This is a genomic window from Pseudomonas sp. AC016, from assembly GCF_979253365.1.
This window is the reverse complement of sequence record NZ_CEEDCC010000001.1, coordinates 2,942,765-2,962,592: the sequence shown is the minus strand read 5'-3', so window position 1 is coordinate 2,962,592 and position 19,828 is coordinate 2,942,765. Positions and strand designations below refer to the sequence as shown.

General features: G+C 60.6%; 15 protein-coding genes. 14 read left to right on the top strand and 1 reads right to left on the bottom strand.

The annotated features are described in order from the left end of the window. Window positions 1-429: 429 nt before the first annotated feature. The 11 genes from AC0IXS_RS13385 (at window position 430) to AC0IXS_RS13335 (ending at window position 13,438) form a co-directional block, all read left to right on the top strand. Window positions 430-1,098: a haloacid dehalogenase type II gene (locus tag AC0IXS_RS13385; RefSeq protein ID WP_004880547.1), complete on the top strand. Its 669-nt coding sequence runs from the start codon at window positions 430-432 to the stop codon at window positions 1,096-1,098. Window positions 1,099-1,161: 63 nt separating this feature from the next. Then, window positions 1,162-2,436: an NAD(P)/FAD-dependent oxidoreductase gene (locus AC0IXS_RS13380; protein ID WP_043306756.1), complete on the top strand. Its 1,275-nt coding sequence runs from the start codon at window positions 1,162-1,164 to the stop codon at window positions 2,434-2,436. Between the two features lie 94 nt (window positions 2,437-2,530). Next, the gene (locus tag AC0IXS_RS13375) at window positions 2,531-4,168 is read left to right on the top strand and encodes an ABC transporter substrate-binding protein (RefSeq protein ID WP_025996685.1); all 1,638 of its coding nucleotides are present in this window, start codon (window positions 2,531-2,533) and stop codon (window positions 4,166-4,168) included. Window positions 4,169-4,199: 31 nt separating this feature from the next. Beyond that, window positions 4,200-5,156 carry an ABC transporter permease gene (locus tag AC0IXS_RS13370; protein WP_057409586.1) on the top strand — a complete coding sequence of 319 codons (957 nt, stop codon included), beginning with the start codon at window positions 4,200-4,202 and terminating at the stop codon, window positions 5,154-5,156. Beyond that, a complete protein-coding gene (locus AC0IXS_RS13365; protein ID WP_025996683.1) occupies window positions 5,153-6,016 on the top strand; it encodes an ABC transporter permease in 864 nt (287 codons plus the stop codon). Before AC0IXS_RS13370 ends, AC0IXS_RS13365 begins: the two co-directional genes overlap by 4 nt. A 1-nt stretch (window position 6,017) precedes the next feature. Next, complete coding sequence (locus AC0IXS_RS13360; protein ID WP_057409587.1) at window positions 6,018-7,859, top strand: ABC transporter ATP-binding protein; 1,842 nt, start codon at window positions 6,018-6,020, stop codon at window positions 7,857-7,859. Beyond that, a complete protein-coding gene (locus AC0IXS_RS13355) occupies window positions 7,856-8,167 on the top strand; it encodes a (2Fe-2S)-binding protein (protein ID WP_029243592.1) in 312 nt (103 codons plus the stop codon). The genes AC0IXS_RS13360 and AC0IXS_RS13355 overlap by 4 nt, the downstream gene beginning before the upstream one ends. Further along, complete coding sequence (locus AC0IXS_RS13350) at window positions 8,146-9,555, top strand: FAD/NAD(P)-dependent oxidoreductase (protein WP_122667920.1); 1,410 nt, start codon at window positions 8,146-8,148, stop codon at window positions 9,553-9,555. Before AC0IXS_RS13355 ends, AC0IXS_RS13350 begins: the two co-directional genes overlap by 22 nt. Further along, on the top strand, window positions 9,552-10,706 hold the full coding sequence (locus AC0IXS_RS13345; protein WP_122417436.1) for an NAD(P)/FAD-dependent oxidoreductase: 1,155 nt from the start codon (window positions 9,552-9,554) through the stop codon (window positions 10,704-10,706). The genes AC0IXS_RS13350 and AC0IXS_RS13345 overlap by 4 nt, the downstream gene beginning before the upstream one ends. Next, window positions 10,703-11,860, top strand: a complete 1,158-nt coding sequence (argE, locus tag AC0IXS_RS13340) for an acetylornithine deacetylase (protein ID WP_471824858.1) — start codon at window positions 10,703-10,705, stop codon at window positions 11,858-11,860. The genes AC0IXS_RS13345 and argE overlap by 4 nt, the downstream gene beginning before the upstream one ends. 120 nt (window positions 11,861-11,980) lie before the next feature. Further along, a complete protein-coding gene (locus AC0IXS_RS13335; protein WP_057409591.1) occupies window positions 11,981-13,438 on the top strand; it encodes an NAD-dependent succinate-semialdehyde dehydrogenase in 1,458 nt (485 codons plus the stop codon). 82 nt (window positions 13,439-13,520) lie between these two features. Here the strand turns inward: AC0IXS_RS13335 and AC0IXS_RS13330 are convergent, their stop codons facing one another. Next, window positions 13,521-14,897: a glutamine synthetase family protein gene (locus AC0IXS_RS13330; protein WP_029243588.1), complete on the bottom strand. Its 1,377-nt coding sequence runs from the start codon at window positions 14,895-14,897 to the stop codon at window positions 13,521-13,523. Window positions 14,898-15,490: 593 nt separating this feature from the next. Here AC0IXS_RS13330 and AC0IXS_RS13325 point away from each other — a divergent pair. The 3 genes from AC0IXS_RS13325 (at window position 15,491) to AC0IXS_RS13315 (ending at window position 19,678) form a co-directional block, all read left to right on the top strand. Then, complete coding sequence (locus AC0IXS_RS13325) at window positions 15,491-16,849, top strand: glutamine synthetase family protein (RefSeq protein ID WP_057409593.1); 1,359 nt, start codon at window positions 15,491-15,493, stop codon at window positions 16,847-16,849. Window positions 16,850-16,917: 68 nt separating this feature from the next. Further along, the gene (locus tag AC0IXS_RS13320; RefSeq protein ID WP_122667918.1) at window positions 16,918-18,285 is read left to right on the top strand and encodes an aspartate aminotransferase family protein; all 1,368 of its coding nucleotides are present in this window, start codon (window positions 16,918-16,920) and stop codon (window positions 18,283-18,285) included. A 295-nt stretch (window positions 18,286-18,580) separates the two neighbouring features. After that, a complete protein-coding gene (locus tag AC0IXS_RS13315; protein WP_004880509.1) occupies window positions 18,581-19,678 on the top strand; it encodes a polyamine ABC transporter substrate-binding protein in 1,098 nt (365 codons plus the stop codon). The last annotated feature ends 150 nt before the right edge of the window (window positions 19,679-19,828 follow it).

The following is a 19,828-nucleotide window of genomic DNA, read 5'->3' as shown; positions in this document are numbered from 1 at the left end:
CTGACCACAGTTACTGCTTAAATCGGTCGAGACTCCGGCAGCAAATGCTTGAGGTTTTTCAGCGCATTTCTGCCTTATATAGCTGCGCGAATCGGCTCGTTCCGGGCGCGGTACATTGTGCTGAGCAACAAGGGATGCAAAGGCGCAGTATCTGCGGTGCAAAGCCGCGTGTTTGAGCCGGGGCGCCCTGAAAAGGGTCAAAAAAGCGCCAAAAACCGGGGTTTGCCCAAGGCTGGAGCGCCCCGCAAAGTCTGCTGAGCGCGCACCCCAAAACGGTGCTTTCTATCAAGCAACCAGCACTTTTAACGCCATCTGCTGATTTCACGGTGTTGTAATGAGGGTGTGCTGCAGCGTGCAACGCGGTCCTTGCATCAGGGCCGGAACTGCTCGTCATGCCATGACCCCAACGAACTTTCAGGACCGCACACAATGAGCTTTCTTCGACCAAAATTCATTACGTTCGACTGCTACGGCACGTTGACCAACTTTCACATGGGCACCATGACGCGCGAACTCTTCGCCGACCGTGTTCCGGCCGAGCAGATGGATCAGTTCGTGAAGGATTTCTCGGCGTATCGCCTGGATCAGGTCATGGGTGACTGGATGCCTTACGACGAGATCCTGAAAGTCTCCTTGTCACGTGTCTGCAAGCGCTGGAATGTCGAATACCGTGGCGAAGGCCAGCTGTATTACGACGCCGTTCCGACCTGGGGTCCGCACGCCGATGTGCCGGCCGGTCTGGCGAAGATCGCCGACAAGATTCCGCTGGTGATCTTCTCCAACGCCAGCGACAGCCAGATCATGTCCAACGTCGAAAAGCTCGGCGCGCCCTTCTACAAGGTGTTCACGGCCGATCAGGCCAAGGTCTACAAGCCGCGTCTGGCGGCATTCGAATACATGCTCGACAACCTCGGCTGCGGTCCGGAAGACGTGCTGCACGTTTCCTCCAGCTTCCGCTACGACCTGTTCTCGGCCAACGACATGAAGATCAAGAACAAGGCGTTTGTGGCTCGCGGTCACGAACAGCCTGCGCACAGTTCCTTTGAATATCACCAGATTCCGGACATCGGCGGTCTGGCGGGACTGGTCGGCCTGTAAGCAGGACGACCCGCGACACGGCATTTTTCAAGGTGCTCTTCCATGAGTGACAAGGGGAACAAGATGCGCAGTGAGTCCTACTGGCTCGATACGGCTCCAGATTTCACCGGCGCGCAGGCTGGCGCGGTGGAGGGGCAGGCTGACGTGGTAGTGGTCGGTGGTGGGTTCACCGGACTCTCGGCAGCGCGTGCCTTGGCCTTGAAAGGTGCCAGCGTCGTGGTGGTGGATGCGGGCCGGGTGATCGGCGAAGCGTCCGGGCGCAACGGCGGGCAGTGCAACACGGGCGTGGCGCAGGATTACGCCTCGTTGAGCGCGACGCTGGGTGCAGCTCAGGCCCGCGAGTTCTACAAGGCCTATGAGAGCGCAGTACAAAGTGTTGTCGGCGTGATCGAGCAGGAAAACATTGCCTGCGACATCAAGCGCAACGGCAAATTGAAGCTTGCCGCCAAGCCGGGCCATTACGAAGGACTGGCGCGCACCTGCGAGCTGATCCGTCGTGAGGTCGATGCCGATGTCGAGCTGCTGTCGGCGCAGGACATTCGTTCCGAAATCGGTTCGGACGAGTTTCACGGCGGGCTTCTGCAGCGTAATGGCGTGCAGATTCACGTGGGACGCTTTGGCCTGGGTCTGGCCGATGCGGCGGTGCGTCACGGTGCGCGGATTTATCAGGACACAACGGTCAAGGACTGGAAAGCCAATCGCAACGGTTTTGTGGTCAACACCTCGAAAGGCTCGATTCAGGCGAAGCAGGTTTTTCTGGCAACAGGCGCCTGTCAGCACGGCGGACTGGGCTGGTATCGCCGCCGCATCGTGCCGGTCGGCAGTTTTGTGATCGCCACCGAAGTGCTCCCGCAAGCCTTGATCGATCAGTTGTTTCCCCACCAGCGTGCGTACGTGACCAGTCGTTTGATCGGCAACTATTTCCGTCTCACCCCGGATAACCGTTTGCTGTTCGGCGGCCGCGCCCGCTTCGCCATGTCCAACAGCAGTTCCGACGCCAAGAGCGGCAAGGTGCTGCAGGCGGCCATGATCCAGATGTTTCCGCAGCTGGCGCAGGTGAAGGTCGATTACTGCTGGGGCGGTCTGGTGGACATGACGTCCGATCGTTTGCCGCGTGCAGGCGAGCACGACGGGGTCTTCTACTCGATGGGCTACAGCGGGCATGGCGTGCAGATGTCGGTGCACATGGGCCAGATCATGGCCGACGTCATGGAAGGCAAGGCGCAGGCCAATCCCTGGAAAGACCTGAACTGGCCGGCTATTCCCGGACACTTTGGAAAACCGTGGTTTCTGCCTCTGGTCGGCGCGTACTACCGCTATCAGGACAGTCGACACTGAGTGTTTTGTTTCACCGTCGTCGTGTGTATTTGAAGGACGCTCCGGTCAACCGTGAGCAACTCGGAATTTCCCTTTTTCGACAGGTAGAACTGATATGGCTGACAAGAAAAACGATTCCCCGCTGATCACAGGCGAAGACAGCCTGCGCGTTTTCGAGGGTCTCAATCGCGGCCTTTCGCGTCGTGATGCGTTGCGTATGCTGGGCGTTGCCGGTGTGGTTGCGGCAGGCTCCACCAGCCTGTTCGGCGCCGCCGGCAAGGTCTTCGCCGATGACGACGCGGCGCCTGTCAAAGGCAAACCGGGCGGTCGTATTCGTGTGGCGGGCATGTCCAGCTCCACGGCTGACACGCTCGATCCTGCGAAGGGCGCACTGTCCACCGACTACGTGCGTCACTACATGTTCTACAACGGCCTGACCCGTTTCGACAGCCACCTGGTTCCGCACATGGAGCTGGCCGAGAAGATCGACAACAAGGACGCGACCGTCTGGACCATCACCCTGCGCAAGGACGTGACGTTCCACGATGGCAAGTCGCTGACCGCAGGCGACGTGGTGTTCTCGCTGTCGCGTCATAAAGACCCGGCCACCGGCTCGAAAGTACTGCCGCTGATGGCGCAGTTTTCCGAGATCAAGGCCACCGGCCCGCTGGAAGTGCAGATCACTCTCAGTTCGCCGAACGCCGAACTGCCATCGATTCTCGCTGTTTCCCACCTGCTGATCGTGCCCGAGGGCACTACCGATTTCAGCAAGGGCATCGGCACCGGTCCGTTCAAGGTCAAGGAGTTCAACCCTGGCGTGCGTTCGGTCAGCGTGCGTAACCCCAACTACTGGAAGCCGGGCCTGCCGTACCTGGACGAGATCGAATTCATTGCCATCGGCGACGAACCATCGCGAGTCAACGCGCTGCTGTCCGGCGACGTGCACATGATCAACGAGGTCAACCCGCGCTCCACCAGCCGCATCGCCGCCAGCGCCAAACACCGCGTGGTCGATGCGCCGTCCGGCAACTACACCGACCTGATCATTCGTCAGGACCAGATGCCCGGCAAGAGCCCCGAATTCACTGAGGCCATGAAGTACCTGCTGGACCGTGAACAGGTCAAATCAGCGGTGTTCCGTGGCTACGCCCGGGTCGGCAACGATCATCCGATTGCGCCTGGTTCGCGTTATTTCAATGCTGATCTGCCGCAACGCGCCTACGATCCCGAGAAGGCGAAGTTCCTGCTCAAGAAAGCCGGTATGGAAAAGATCACCATGGCCGTTGCTGCCTCACCTGCGGCCACTGGTTCCGTCGATATCGCCGTGCTGTTGCAGCAGTCGGCGAAACAGGCCGGGCTGACGCTCAACGTCAACCGCCTGCCAAGCGACGGCTACTGGTCCAACCACTGGATGAAGCACCCGCTGAGCTTCGGCAACATCAACCCGCGCCCGAACGCCGACGTGATCTTCTCGCAGTTCTTCCAGTCCTCGGCACCCTGGAACGAGTCGGGCTGGAAGAACGATCAGTTCGACCAGTTGCTGATGCTGGCCCGTGGTGAAACCGACGACGACAAGCGCGCCAAGATGTATGGCGACATGCAGACCCTGGTCAGCCAGAACTGCGGCATTGGCATCCCGGTATTCATCAGCAACATCGACGGCGTGGACAAGCGTATCCAGGGCTATTCCAGCAATCCGCTGGGCGGTTTCATGGGCTACATGTTCAGTGAGCAGGTCTGGCTGGACGCGTGAAAACGGCTGTGAATCGAGCGGGAGGATGCAGATGAATAGCAACACACTCGGGTTGATCCTGCAGCGCTTCGGTGCTGCGATCGTGACCCTGCTGATCGTTTCCATGGTGGTCTTCGCCATTACGGCGGTACTGCCAGGGGATGCGGCGCAGCAGGCACTTGGACAGTTCGCGACACCTGAACAGGTTGCGGCCTTGCGTACCAAGCTGGGCCTGGACCAACCGGGTGTGGTGCGTTATCTGACATGGTTGATGAACCTGCTGGGCGGCAACTTCGGGGAGTCGGTATCCAACGCGATGCCGGTTTCCGATCTGATCGCCGGACGTTTCCCCAACACCCTGATGCTGGCGGCGACCACCGCGCTGGTGTCGGTGCCGGTCGCCTTGATGCTGGGCATCGGGGCAGCCATGGGCCGGGGTGGACGGATCGACAGCGCCCTGAATTTCGTCACCCTGTCGCTGGTAGCTGTGCCGGAATTTCTGGTCGCCACGCTGGCAGTGCTGATCTTCGCCGTCAAACTGGGTTGGCTGTCGGCGCTGTCCTATGGCGGTGACGCCAGTACGCCGCTGCAATTCATCCGCACCTATGCACTGCCGGTCATGACGCTGTGCTGTGTGATCGTCGCTCAGATGGCGCGCATGACTCGCGCCGCCGTCATCGATCAGCTCGACAGTCCTTATGTTGAAATGGCGCGACTCAAGGGTGTGAGCCCTGTGCGTATTGTGTTGCAACACGCCTTGCCCAACGCCATCGGCCCCATCGTCAATGCGGTGGCCTTGAGCTTGTCGTACCTGCTGGGCGGGGTGGTCATCGTCGAAACTATCTTCAACTACCCAGGTATTGCCAGCCTGATGGTCGATGCCGTGACCAATCGCGACATGGCGCTGGTTCAGGCGTGCACCATGCTGTTCTGCGCCGCTTACCTTGGGTTGGTGCTGATGGCCGACCTGTGTGCAATTCTTTCCAACCCGAGGCTGAGAAACCAATGAACCCGATCATTGAGACATCTACGCCCGCCGCTCAAGTGCGAGCGCCTCGCAAGATCGCCTGGCTGGGTCTGGTGGGCGCTTCGGTCTGCTTCTTCTGGCTCATGATCGCGCTGTTCGGCCCGTGGCTCGCGCCGCATCCGGTGGGCGAGGTGGTGTCCGACAACGTCTTCGAAAACATCAGCGCGGCGTTCCCGTTCGGCACGGATTACCTAGGCCGCGACATGCTCAGCCGCGTGCTGATCGGCGCCCGCTTCACGGTCGGTCTGGCGTTGATCTCCGCCGTATTGGCCAGCGGTATCGGCACCATGTGCGCGCTGCTGTCGGTGGTTGCGCCCAAGTGGCTGGACGAAATCATCAGCCGCCTGATGGACGCGTTCATTTCGATTCCGAGCAAAATGCTGGCGTTGATCATGGTGTCTGCGTTCGGCTCTTCCGAAGTGCTGCTGGTGTGTACGGCGGTGCTGAGCTACACGCCAGGCGCGTTCCGTATCGCTCGCAGCATGGCGGTGAACATCGAAGCGCTGGAGTACGTGCAGGTGGCGCGCACCCGTGGTGAAGGTCGTCTGTACATCGCCTGCCGTGAAATTCTGCCGAACATGCTCAACCCGGTGCTGACGGATCTGGGCCTGCGTTTCGGCTTCATTGTGCTGTTGCTCAGCGGCATGAGCTTTCTCGGTCTGGGCGTGCAGCCGCCGGATGCCGACCTCGGTTCGCTGGTTCGCGAAAACATCGGCGGCCTCAATCAGGGCGCGCCGGCCATCGTGATCCCTGCGCTGGCGATCGGCTCGCTGACCATTGGCGTAAATCTGTTTATCGACCGTTTGTCATCGCGGCGCAGCCGACGCTCGGGAGGGCACTGAGATGAGTCAATTGATTCGGGTGCAAGACCTGCGTGTGGTGGCCGACACCGACAAGGGTGAGCTGGAAATCGTCAAGGGCGTGAGCTTCGCGCTGGAGAAAGGCGAAGTACTGGCGCTGATCGGCGAGTCCGGTTCCGGCAAGACCACCATCGCCCTGGCGCTGCTGGGCTATGCCCGACGCGGCTGCAAGCTGGCCGGTGGCGTGGTTCATGTCGGTGAGCACGACATGCTCAGCCTGCCGGAAAGCCAGTTGCAAGGCTTGCGCGGCAATCGGGTTTCGTACATCGCGCAAAGCGCGGCGGCGGCGTTCAATCCGGCGAAAAAGCTGATCGACCAAGTGATCGAAGGCGCGCTGATTCATGGCCTGGGCAGCCGCTCGGATCTGCAGCGAAAAGCCGTCGATCTGTTCCGCGACCTGGCGTTGCCCAACCCCGAAACCATCGGCCAGCGGTATCCGCATCAGGTGTCGGGCGGGCAGTTGCAGCGAGTCATGGCGGCCATGGCACTGATCAGCGACCCGTTGCTGGTCATCCTTGATGAGCCAACCACCGCGCTGGATGTGACCACCCAGATCGACGTGCTGCGCGCCTTCAAACGTGTGGTGCGTGATCGTGGCGCGACGGCGGTCTACGTCTCCCACGATCTGGCGGTCGTGGCGCAGATGGCCGATCAGATTGTCGTGCTCAATGGCGGAAAAATCATCGAGCAGGGCAGCACGGCTGCATTGCTCAAGGGGCCGGAAGACGAATACACGCGCAGCCTGCTCGCCGCCGCCCGGCCCGACGCGAAACTGTCGCCGGCCAGCGACATGGTCAAGGACGGCACGCTGCTGACCATCAAGGGCCTGACCGCAGGCTACGGCAAGAAGAACCTGCAAGGCATGCCGATGATCCGCGTGCTCGAAGACATTGACCTGACCATTCGCCGTGGTCAGGCCATTGGTGTGATCGGCGAATCCGGTTCGGGCAAATCGACCCTGGCCCGTGTGGTCGCCGGTCTGCTGGACCCGGCCAAAGGCAGCCTGACATTCGACGGTGCCGAGCTGTCCGGCGATCTCGCGGGGCGCACCGAAGACCAGTTCCGCCGTATCCAGATGGTGTTTCAGAACGCCGACACCGCGCTCAACCCCATGCACAACGTCAGCGCGATTCTGGCCCGCCCGCTGAAAATGTATTTCAACCTCAAGGGCAACGCACTGCGTGATCGCATCCACGAGTTGATGGACCTGGTAAGTCTGCCGCGCGAGCTGGCGGACCGGCGTCCCAATGAACTGTCTGGCGGTCAAAAGCAGCGCGTCAACCTGGCCCGTGCGCTTGCAGCCAAGCCGGACCTGATCCTGTGCGACGAAGTGACCTCGGCGCTGGATACCGTGGTCGGCGCCTGCATCCTCGAACTGCTCGGCGACCTGCGGCGCAAGCTGGGGGTTTCCTACCTGTTCATCAGCCATGACATTTCCACGGTGCGTGCGCTGTGCGATGACATCGTGGTGATGTACAGCGGCCACAAGATCGAAGAGGGCAGCCGCGACGCCTTCAGCCAGACGCCTTTTCATCCCTACACCGACCTGCTCGTGCATTCGGTGCCCGAGCTGCGTCAGGGCTGGCTGGAAGGCTGCGGCGTGACCAGCGGCAAGCTGCCGCCAATCAGCGCGCCATCGAATACGCCGGAGCTGTGTACCTTTCTCAATCGCTGCCCCGTGCGCATCGAAGGTCTGTGCAACAGGACGGCACCGGGGCGTCGCGTCATCGCAGGCGGCAGCGAAATCCTTTGTCATCGCGACGGCGGTGAATTGCAGGAACGTCAGAACGATCTGGACCCCGTCACCGTAGGAGCCTACGCATGAGTGGCCGTTTTGTAAGACTGGGCGAGCGTGATCGGCCAGTCGTCAACCTGATCGTCGACGGCGCACCTGTCGAAGCCTTGCAGGGCGACACGCTGATGGTGGCGCTGCTGACCGGAGGCAATGCCTTGCGTCAGTCCGAGTTCGACTCGGGACGTCGGGCCGGTTTCTGTCTGATGGGCGCCTGTCAGGATTGCTGGGTCTGGACCCGCAGCGGCGAGCGCCTGCGCGCCTGTTCCAACGAAGTCCGCGACGGGCTCGATATCGTCACCACCCAACCGGAGGCGAAATGGCCACTTCTCCACGGCTGAATGTCAGTCACACCGCCAGCCCGCGTGTGGTCATCGTCGGCGCCGGTCCTGCGGGCACCCGTTGCGCCGAAACGTTGTTGGCCGCTGGCATCAACCCGATTCTGATCGATGAAAACCGGCGTGATGGCGGACAGATCTACCGCCGCCAGCCCGAAGGCTTCAAGCGCGACTACTCGGCGCTGTACGGCACCGAAGCGGCCAAGGCGCGCGACCTGCATGAAAGTTTCGACCGTCTGCGCAGCCAGATCGATTACCGCCCCGACACCCTGGCCTGGAACCTGACCGCCGGCCAGCTCTGCTGCGTCAGCAAAGGTGTACACACGGTCTTGGAGTACGACGCGCTGATTCTTTGCGCGGGCGCCACCGACCGACTGATGCCGATCAAAGGCTGGCAACTCGCAGGCACCTACAGCCTGGGCGGCTCACAGATCGCGCTCAAGTCGCAGTCGGTTTCCATCGGCAGCCGTGTGGTATTCATGGGCAGCGGTCCGCTGCTGTATCTGGTCGCCAGCCAGTACGTCAAAGCCGGTGCCGACGTGGCGGCCGTGCTCGACACCTCACCGTTCAGCAAGCGTATCGGCGCGATGCCCAAGCTGCTGTCGCGTCCAGGTTTGTTGTTCAACGGCATGAAGCTGCTGGCTCAGTTGTACAGCGCCAAGGTGCCGGTGCATCTGGGCATCAAGCCTGAAGAAATTCTGGGTGACGAGAAGGATGGCGTGACCGGCGTACGCGTGAGGCTCGCCAACGGCAACGCCCTGACAGTCGACTGCGATGCGCTGGCACTGGGTTACCACCTGCGACCTGAAACCCAGCTCGCTGATCTGGCCGGTTGTGGCCTGCGTTTCGACGAAGCGTCCGGGCAATGGGTGCTGGCCGTGGACGACGACGGCCGCACCTCTGTCGCGGGTGTCTATGCCGCAGGCGATGGCGCGAAAATTCGGGGTGCCGATGCGGCCGAACAGGCAGGGCGTCTCGCCGCGCTGACCTTGCTGAGTGACCTGGGCAAGCCTGTGGATAACCAGCATGTGGATAACCTGCGGCAGAATCTTGAGGTCATGGATCGCTTCCGTGTCGGGCTGATGGAAGCCTTTCCCTGGCCGTCTGCGCAGGCGAAGGCGCTGCCTGATGAAGCCATTATCTGTCGCTGCGAAATGATCAGCGCGGGCGAACTGCGCGGCGTAGTGCGTGAAAAAGGCGCCTGTGAAGTCAACCGCGCCAAGGCTTTCAGCCGGGTCGGCATGGGTCGCTGCCAGGGGCGTTATTGCTCGCAGGCCGGAGCCGAAGTGATCGCTGCCGAATCCGGTGTGCCGGTCGAGCAGGTCGGCCGCCAGCGCGGACAGGCACCGGTCAAACCGTTGTCGATGATGACAGACGAGGTGGTGTCATGAAGCAGCCTAAGGTCGATGTACTGATTGTCGGCGGCGGCGTGATGGGCGCGGCGTCTTCGTTCTTTCTCCGTCAGCGCGGCAAGTCGGTGACACTGCTGGAGCGCGACGTAGTCGGCCAGTACGCCAGCGGCGTCAACTTCGGCAACGTGCGCCGTCAGGGTCGTCATCTGGATCAACTGGAGCTGGCCAACCGTTCCTTTGCGCTGTGGAAGCGCCTGCCGCAGCTGATCGGTGAAGACCTGGAATTTCTGCCCAGTGGCCACATGCGCGTCTGCTACCGCGAAGACGAAATTCCTGAGCTCGAAGCCTACGCTGCTGCCCCCGAAGCGCGTGAGCTGGACCTGCAAGTACTTCAGGGCAAAGCGCTGCACGAGCGTTTTCCGTTTCTGGGGCCGGACGTGAAGGGCGGCTCCTACGCGCCACACGACGGCCACGCCAACCCGCGTCTCGCCGCGCCTGCCTGGGCGCGTGCGGCGATACGTGCCGGGGCGAGGATCGAAGAGCGCACTGAAGTGCTGCACGTCGAAAAGGTCGGCAAGGAATTTCAGGTCACGACCACCGATGGCCGAATCTTCACAGCTGATCAATTATTGATCACCGCCGGAGCCTGGGGCGAAAAGCTCTCGTCGCAGTTCGGCGAGCCGGTGCCGCTGGAGACCTTTGGCCCGCAGATGTCGGTCACCGAGCCTGTGCCTTACGCGCTGCCGACGGTGATTGGCGTGTTCACCAAGATCCCCCACGAAGTGGTGTATTTCCGCCAGATCGCGCGCGGCAACATCGTCATTGGTGGTGGCGTACGCACCAGGCCGGACATGGTCAACCGTCGCGCGTATTTCGACCCCAACAGCCTCATCAATCACATGCAGCAGATGCGTCGCCTGCTGCCTGGCGTCGGCAACCTGAACATCATCCGCGTGTGGAGCGGCATCGAAAGCTACACGCCGGACTCATTGCCAATCATGGGCCCCAGCGGCAAGGTCGACGGCCTGTACTACGCGTTCGGTTTCTGCGGCCATGGCTTCCAGCTCGGCCCGGGCGTGGGCGATGTCATGGCCGAACTGATCAGCACCGGCAGCACCAGCACGCTGATCAGTCCGTTCGATATCCGCCGTTTTGCCGCCTTCTCAGAACTTGCGAGTAAAGCCTCATGACACCGCGTGCGCTGGACATCTTCAAACGTCTGATTGCCTTCGAAACCGTGTCGTCGGAGCCGAACATGGCGCTGATCGAATACGTTCGCGACCTGCTGGCGACCAAAGGCATCGAGTCGCTGATCGTCAAGGACGAGACCGGCAAGAAAGCCAATTTGTTCGCCAGTACCGGCCCGCGCGAGCAGCCCGGTGTGTTGCTCTCCGGGCACACAGACGTCGTGCCCGCCGCAGGGCAGGCGTGGACGATGCCGCCGTTTCAGGCCACGCTGCGTGACGGGCGCATCTATGGGCGCGGCACCTGCGACATGAAAGGCTTCATCGCGCTGGCCATCGACGCCATGCTCGATGCCGCCGACATGACCCTGACGCGACCGCTGCAAATGGCCCTGTCCCACGACGAAGAGATCGGCTGTGTCGGCGTGCGGCGCCTGCTGGACGTGCTTCATCTGGCACCTGTGCGCCCGTTTCTGTGTGTGGTGGGCGAGCCGACGCTGATGCAGTTCGCGGTCGGTCACAAGGGCAAGAGTTCTTACCGGACTTACTGTCGGGGTCAGGAAGCGCATTCCTCGCTGGCACCGCGTGCGGTCAACGCCATTCACCTGGCTAGCGACTTCATTGCCGAACTGCGCAAGAGTCAGAAACAGGTCGAACAGCAGGGCGTGCGTGACGAGGGCTACGACATTCCGTACAGCACCGTCCACATCGGCCGTATCGATGGCGGCAAGGCGCTGAATATCGTGCCCAATCTATGCACGCTGGAGTTCGAATACCGCAACCTGCCGGGCGACGATCCTGACCAATTGCTGGAGCAGTTGCGTGAGCGTGCCGAAGTGCTGGTGCGTGAAGCCAGGCAGCTGTCCGGCGTGGCAGCCATCGACATCGAAATCATGAACGAATATCCGGCGCTGGAGACCCATCCCAGCGTTGAAGCCGTGCGCATGCTGCACGCCTTCGCCGAGCCCGGCACGCAGCACATCAAGGTCTCGTACGGCACCGAAGGCGGCCTGTTCGCCGGTCGCCTCAACGTGCCAGTGGTGGTCTGCGGGCCGGGCTCCATCGAGCAGGCGCACAAGCCTGACGAGTTCATCGAAGAGAGTCAGATGAATGCAGGCGAGCGTTTTCTGCAAAGTCTGCTGGGCTCGCTGAAGCAGTAGAGGCTGCCGTGCGGGCGCGAAATTCAGCAGCGTTTGCCGCCCGCATTCCCTGCTTTCAGCATCCTGGACTGTGATGGCTGCTTAGACTGGCAGTCATCCCGGAACAGGACTCGACCGACCATGCTCAAGCACCATTTGAAAGACCCCAGCCTGCTGGTAGAACGCGCCTACGTCGATGGGCAGTGGATCGTGGCCGACGATGGCGCGACCCTGGACATTACCGACCCGGCCACCGGCGACGTCATCGCCCAGGTTCCGGCGCTGCAAGGCGCTGAAACCCGCCGAGCCATCGAAGCTGCTGACCGCGCATGGCCTGCCTGGCGCGCGCGTCCGGCCGCCGAGCGTGCAGCGTTGCTGGAGCGCTGGCATCAGGCGATGCTGGAAAACGTCGAAGATCTGGCGCTGATCATGACCCTTGAGCAGGGCAAGCCGCTGAACGAATCTCGCGGCGAAATCCGCTACGGCGCCAGCTTCGTCAAATGGTTCGCCGAAGAAGCGCGTCGCTCGTATGGTGAAACCATTCCTGCGCCGAGTGCGGATCGTCGTCTGATGACGCTCAAGCAACCGGTCGGCGTTTGTGCGGCCATCACGCCGTGGAATTTCCCCAATGCGATGATCACGCGCAAGTGCGCGCCAGCCCTCGCGGCAGGCTGCCCGATCATCGTCAAACCATCGGACCTCACGCCGCTGTCGGCGCTGGCACTGGCGGTGCTGGCCGAGCGCGTGGGTATCCCTGCAGGTGTGTTCAACGTCATCACCGGCATGCCGGCCGGCATCGGTGAAGAACTGACCGGCAACCCGGTGGTGCGCAAGATTTCCTTCACCGGCTCGACCGCGGTGGGCCGGTTGCTGATGCGCCAGAGCGCCGAGCACATCAAGCGTTTGAGTCTGGAACTGGGCGGCAATGCGCCGTTCATCGTGTTCGACGATGCCGATCTGGAGCAGGCGGTCACCGGCATCATGCTCAGCAAGTTTCGCAACGCCGGACAGACCTGCGTGTGCGCCAACCGCATTCTGGTGCAGGACGGCATCTACGACCGTTTCGCCGCACGTCTGGTAGAAGAAGTCGCCAAACTCAAGGTCGGCAACGGCCTGGAAGACGGCGTGACCATTGGCCCGCTGATCAACCCGGCAGCGGTCAGCAAAGTCGCTCGGCACATCGACGATGCCCTGAGCCAGGGCGCAAAACTGCTGTACGGCGGCATGCCGGACGGCGACAGCCAGTTCGTCCAGCCGACCGTGCTGGGCGATACCCACGCAGGCATGCTGCTGGCCAACGAAGAAACCTTCGGCCCCGTCGCCCCGCTGATGCGCTTCACCGACGAAGCCCAGGCACTGGCACTGGCCAACGCTACGCCTTACGGCCTGGGCGCGTATTACTTCACCCAGGACCTGCGTCGTTCATGGCGTTTCGGCGAGGCGCTGGAATTCGGCATGGTCGGTCTCAACACCGGCATCATCTCGATGGAAGTCGCGCCGTTTGGCGGGGTCAAGCAGTCGGGCCTGGGCCGTGAAGGCTCAAGCTACGGATTGGACGAATATCTGGAAGTGAAGGCGTTTCACGTCGGCGGGCTTTGAGGCGCGTCTAAAGTCGCCCGACACAACAAAAAACGCCGCAGCGCTCAAAGAGCCTGCGGCGTTTTTTGTTGCTCAGCCTCAATCAGACTGTATGCAGGTACCAGTTGTACTCGAGGTCGGAGATGGAGTGTTCGAACTCCTCCAGCTCGCTCTCTTTACAGGCCACGAAGATATCGATGTATTTCGGGTCGATGTACTTGGCCATGACCGCACTGTCGTCCAGCTCGCGCAGGGCATCACGCAAGTTGTTCGGCAGGCTTTGCTCATGCTGCTCGTAGGAGTTGCCTTCCACCGGTGCGCCTGGCTCGATCTTGTTGACGAGGCCGTGGTGTACGCCTGCCAGCACGGAAGCCATGAGCAGATACGGGTTGGCATCGGCACCGGCTACGCGGTGTTCGATACGCACGGCATCGGCTGTGCCGGTCGGAACCCGGATGGCAACCGTACGGTTGTCCAGGCCCCAGGTCGGCGAGTTGGGTACGTAGAACTGGGCACCGAACCGGCGATACGAGTTGACGTTCGGGCACAGGAACGCCATCTGCGCCGGCAGGGTCTCGAGCACACCGCCGATCGCATGACGTAATGCGGCGTTCTGCTCGGGATCCTCGCTGGTGAAGATATTCTTGCCATCGCGATCCAGGATCGAGATGTGGACGTGCAGACCATTACCTGCCTGACCCGGATAGGGCTTGGCCATGAAGGTCGTGTCCATTTCGTGGTCGTAGGCGATGTTCTTGATCAGACGCTTGAGCAGTACGGCGTAGTCGCACGCCTTGATGGCGTCGGCCACGTGGTGCAGGTTGACTTCGAACTGGGCCGGGGCGCTTTCCTTGACGATGGCGTCAGCCGGAATGCCTTGCTCTTTCGCACCTTCCAGAATGTCCTGAAGGCAGTCGACGTATTCGTCGAGGTCGTCGATGAGGTAAACCTGGGTCGAATGCGGGCGTTTGCCAGAGATCGGCGAGCGCGGCGGTTGCGGACGGCCGTTCACGTTCTCCTGATCGATCAGGTAGAACTCCAGCTCGAATGCGGCGCAGATGGTCAGGCCCATTTCGTCGAACTTGGCGACGACTTGGCGCAGCACTTCACGCGGGTCGGCGAAGAACGGATCGCCTTCGAGTTCGTGCATGGTCATCAGCAATTGCGCGGTAGGGCGCTTTTGCCATGGCTCGTTGCACAGGGTATCGGGGATTGGATAGCAGATTCGGTCAGCATCGCCGATGTCCAGGCCCAGGCCGGTGCTTTCCACCGTGGAGCCATTGATATCCAGAGCAAATAAAGAGGCTGGCAGGTTGATGCCTTTCTCGTAAACCTTATGGAGGCTGGTGCGTTCGATGCGTTTGCCACGCACCACACCATTCATATCTGCAATCAGAAGGTCAACGTACAGAACCTCAGGATGTTCCTTAAGGAACGCGTTCGCTTCATTAAGCTGAACGGCACGCGGGGGTACCGACATGATGCAACACCTTTGTTGTTAAAAATATCAATCATCAATGATTACGGGTCTCAGTCAATCCGAAAGCCATGATGAAGTCAATAGAGCCTGTATGTGCCCTAAAACTGCTCCAGAAAGCCTTTTTTGCTGCTATTTGGGGCGTTTTTTTGGGCCTTCGGCTGCCTTGGAATACGCGCCAGGACTGCCTGTCTTCTATTTTTAACGGATTGTTGTATAAAAAAATGAACAAGGCTAAGCTCGATCGCAACCCATAAAGCAATAATACCGGGGGTTCAATGCTGCGCCTTCCCTTGACCGGCATGACCAAGTCCAATCCGCAGAACGGTCATCATGCCTGTGATATCAGTGCTCATGGTGCGCCATCGCTGATGATGAGGGCACCCGGACTGCCATTGCGCGTTACCCGTTTCATTCCCAATGCTGGACACTACCACTATAGCGGCCTCGTCAGTGTGACGGCGGCTATGTGGAATTGTGCCTGCACAGGTGTCACCTTACGCCTTCTTGGCTCCTTAAACGAGTTGTACACCATGACGCCGACGCGTCGAAAAAACGCCTGATCGCGATCAGGACACCAAAACCCTGAGGTATTTATGAGTACCAACCTCGACCAGCTCACCGATTGGTTGAAAGAACACAAGATTACCGAAGTCGAATGCATGATGTCCGACCTCACCGGGATCACTCGCGGCAAGATCTCCCCGACCAACAAATTCATCGCTGAAAAAGGCATGCGTCTGCCTGAAAGCGTGTTGTTGCAGACGGTGACCGGCGACTACGTAGAAGACGATATCTACTACGAGCTGCTGGACCCGGCCGACATCGACATGATCTGCCGCCCCGACCAGAACGCGGTGTATCTGGTGCCCTGGGCCATCGAGCCCACTGCGCAGGTGATTCACGACACCTACGACAAGCAGGGCAACCCCATTGAGCTGTCCCCGCGCAACGTCCTCAAGAAAGTCCTCAAACTCTACGCCGACCAAGGCTGGCAGCCGATCGTGGCGCCGGAGATGGAGTTCTACCTGACCAAGCGTAGCGATGACCCGGACTATCCGCTGCAGCCTCCGGTCGGCCGCTCGGGACGTCCGGAAACCGGCCGCCAGTCGTTCTCCATCGAAGCCGCCAACGAATTCGATCCGCTTTTTGAGGACGTCTACGACTGGTGTGAGTTGCAGAACCTTGATCTGGACACGCTGATCCACGAAGACGGCACGGCGCAGATGGAAATCAACTTCCGTCACGGCGATGCCCTGTCGCTGGCCGACCAGATTCTGGTGTTCAAGCGCACCATGCGCGAGGCCGCACTCAAGCATGACGTCGCAGCAACGTTCATGGCCAAGCCCATGACCGGCGAGCCCGGCAGCGCCATGCACCTGCACCAGAGCATCATCGAAATCGAGACCGGCCAGAACATCTTCTCCAACGAAGACGGGACGATGAGCGAGCTGTTCCTCAACCATGTCGGCGGTCTGCAGAAATTCATTCCCGAGCTGCTGCCGCTGTTCGCGCCAAACGTGAACTCGTTCCGGCGCTTTCTGCCGGACACTTCCGCGCCCGTGAACGTGGAGTGGGGTGAAGAAAACCGCACCGTCGGCCTGCGTGTGCCGGATGCGGGTCCGCAGAACCGTCGGGTGGAAAACCGCCTGCCGGGCGCCGACGCCAATCCGTACCTGGCCATTGCCGCCAGCCTGCTGTGCGGCTTCATCGGCATGGTCGAGGGCATCAACCCGAGCGCGCCGGTAGTGGGCCGCGGTTACGAGCGCCGCAACCTGCGCCTGCCGCTGACCATCGAGGATGCGCTGGAACGGATGGAAAACAGCAAGACCATCGAAAAGTACCTGGGCAAGAAATTCATCATGGGTTACGTCGCGGTCAAGCGCGCCGAGCATGAGAATTTCAAGCGCGTGATCAGCTCCTGGGAACGCGAGTTCCTGCTGTTCGCCGTCTGACCCGGCAGGGCGTCGCTGCCTGAAACGGCGACGTCCCGCTGACTGACCTGATTAAAAGGAAGTGCTGCATGAGTGCCAACCACAACCCGCAAACCCTCGAATGGCAAGCCTTGAGCAGCGAGCATCACCTGGCACCGTTCAGCGACTACAAACAACTGAAAGAAAAAGGCCCGCGCATCATTACTCGCGCCGACGGCGTTTATCTGTGGGACAGCGAAGGCAATCGCATTCTGGACGGCATGTCCGGCCTGTGGTGCGTGGCCATCGGCTATGGCCGCGAAGAACTGGCCGATGCCGCCAGCAAGCAGATGCGCGAGCTGCCTTATTACAACCTGTTTTTCCAGACCGCCCATCCACCGGTGCTGGAACTGGCCAAGGCGATTTCCGACATCGCGCCTGAAGGCATGAACCACGTGTTCTTCACCGGCTCCGGTTCCGAAGGCAACGACACCATGCTGCGTATGGTCCGTCATTACTGGGCGCTCAAGGGCCAGCCGAACAAGAAGACCATCATCAGCCGCATCAACGGCTATCACGGCTCCACCGTCGCGGGCGCGAGCCTGGGTGGCATGACCTACATGCACGAGCAGGGCGATCTGCCGATTCCGGGCATTGCGCACATCCCGCAGCCGTACTGGTTTGGCGAGGGCGGTGACATGACGCCGGATGAGTTCGGCGTGTGGGCAGCCGAGCAACTGGAGCAGAAAATTCTCGAACTGGGCGTCGACAATGTCGGTGCGTTCATCGCCGAGCCGATTCAGGGCGCGGGTGGCGTCATCGTGCCGCCTGACACCTACTGGCCGAAGATCAAGGAGATCCTTTCGCGCTACGACATCCTGTTAGTCGCCGATGAAGTGATCTGTGGTTTCGGGCGCACCAGTGAGTGGTTCGGTAGCGATTTCTACGGCCTCAAGCCGGACATGATGACCATCGCCAAAGGCCTGACCTCAGGCTACGTGCCCATGGGCGGTCTGGTGGTGCGCAACGAAATCGTGGCCGTGCTCAATGAAGGCGGCGATTTCAACCACGGTTTCACCTATTCGGGTCATCCGGTGGCCGCCGCCGTGGCGCTGGAGAACATTCGTATCCTGCGCGAAGAAAAGATCGTCGAACGGGTCAAGTCTGAAACGGCACCATATTTGCAAAAGCGTCTGCGTGAGTTGAGTGATCATCCACTGGTGGGCGAGGTCCGTGGCGTGGGGCTGCTGGGCGCCATTGAGCTGGTCAGGAACAAGGCAACCCGCGAGCGTTACACCGACAGGGGCGCAGGCATGATCTGCCGAACCTTCTGCTTCGATAATGGCCTGATCATGCGGGCCGTGGGCGATACCATGATCATCGCGCCGCCACTGGTGATCACGTTCGAGCAGATTGATGAACTGGTGGAGAAGGCTCGCAAGTGTCTGGACCTGACCCTGGCGGCATTGGAAGGGTAGGTATAACGCGCACCTGATTATGGGAGCGGACTTGTCCGCGAAGGGGTCGTACAGCCGATGAATGTTCAGCGACTGAAACGCAGCATTCGCGGACAAGTCCCACCAGGTTTGCTGCGTCTCAGTGGCTTGCGTTTTGTTTGATGGAAGGCAGTTATCCACAGAAAAAAGCGTTTCTTCAGCGGGACAAGGGCTGTTCGACAGGTGTCGGCTTGAAAGCCTGCCCATGAACTTGCCAGACTAATGGCTACAAGCCGCTAATCTAATCGGTCAGTGATAAAAAACATTGGAGCTACGCATGAAAAAATTTGGCAAGACCCTTCTCGCCCTGTCCATGATGGGCGTCGTGGCAACCGCTGCGCAGGCCGATGACAAAGTGCTGCACGTCTATAACTGGTCCGATTACATCGCGCCTGACACCGTTGCCAAGTTCGAGAAGGAATCGGGCATCAAGGTCGTCTACGACGTGTTCGACAGCAACGAGACGCTCGAAGCCAAATTGCTGGCCGGTAAGTCCGGTTACGACATCGTGGTCCCGTCCAACAACTTCCTCGCCAAGCAGATCAAGGCTGGCGTCTATCAGGAACTGGACAAGTCCAAGCTGCCTGACTGGAAGAACCTGAACGAATCGCTGCTCAAGGCGGTGTCGGTCAGCGACCCGGGCAACAAGCACGCCTTCCCGTACATGTGGGGCTCGATCGGCATCGGTATCAACCCGGAGAAGGTCAAGGCTGCGCTGGGTGCCGATGCGCCGGTGAATTCCTGGGACCTGCTGTTCAAGCCCGAGAACGCGGCCAAGCTGAAGTCGTGCGGCATCAGCTTCCTCGACTCGCCGACCGAAATGCTGCCGATTGCCCTGCATTACCTGGGTTATCCGACCGATTCGCAGGACAAGAAGCAACTGGCTGAAGCCGAAGCCCTGTTCATGAAGATCCGTCCTTCGATCGGCTACTTCCACTCGTCCAAGTACATCTCGGACCTGGCCAACGGCAACATCTGCGTCGCAGTGGGCTACTCGGGTGATATCTACCAGGCCAAATCCCGTGCCGAAGAAGCGGGCGGCAAGGTCAAGGTTGCCTACAACATTCCGAAGGAAGGTGCTGGCAGCTTCTACGACATGGTCGCCATCCCCAAGGATGCCGAAAACGTCGAAGGCGCCTACAAGTTCATGACCTTCCTGATGAAGCCGGAAATCATGGCCGAGATCACCAACGCGGTGCGCTTCCCGAACGGCAACGCAGCGGCCACGCCTCTGGTCGACAAGGCAATCACCAGCGATCCGGGCGTCTACCCGCCTGCTGACGTACAGGCCAAACTGTATGCCATCGCGGATCTGCCTGCCGCGACTCAGCGGATCATGACCCGCAGCTGGACCAAGATCAAATCAGGTAAATAAGCCTGTCATGAAACCTGTGGAAGCTGCGTAGCCCTCGGCGCGCAGCTTCCAACAGACAGGAAAATTGCCGAAAACTTTGCTGGTTGGACTCATAGACGGTAAGTTGCGCGCCGGTTTTGTCGTCCGGATGCCATCCGGCTTTCAGGCCTC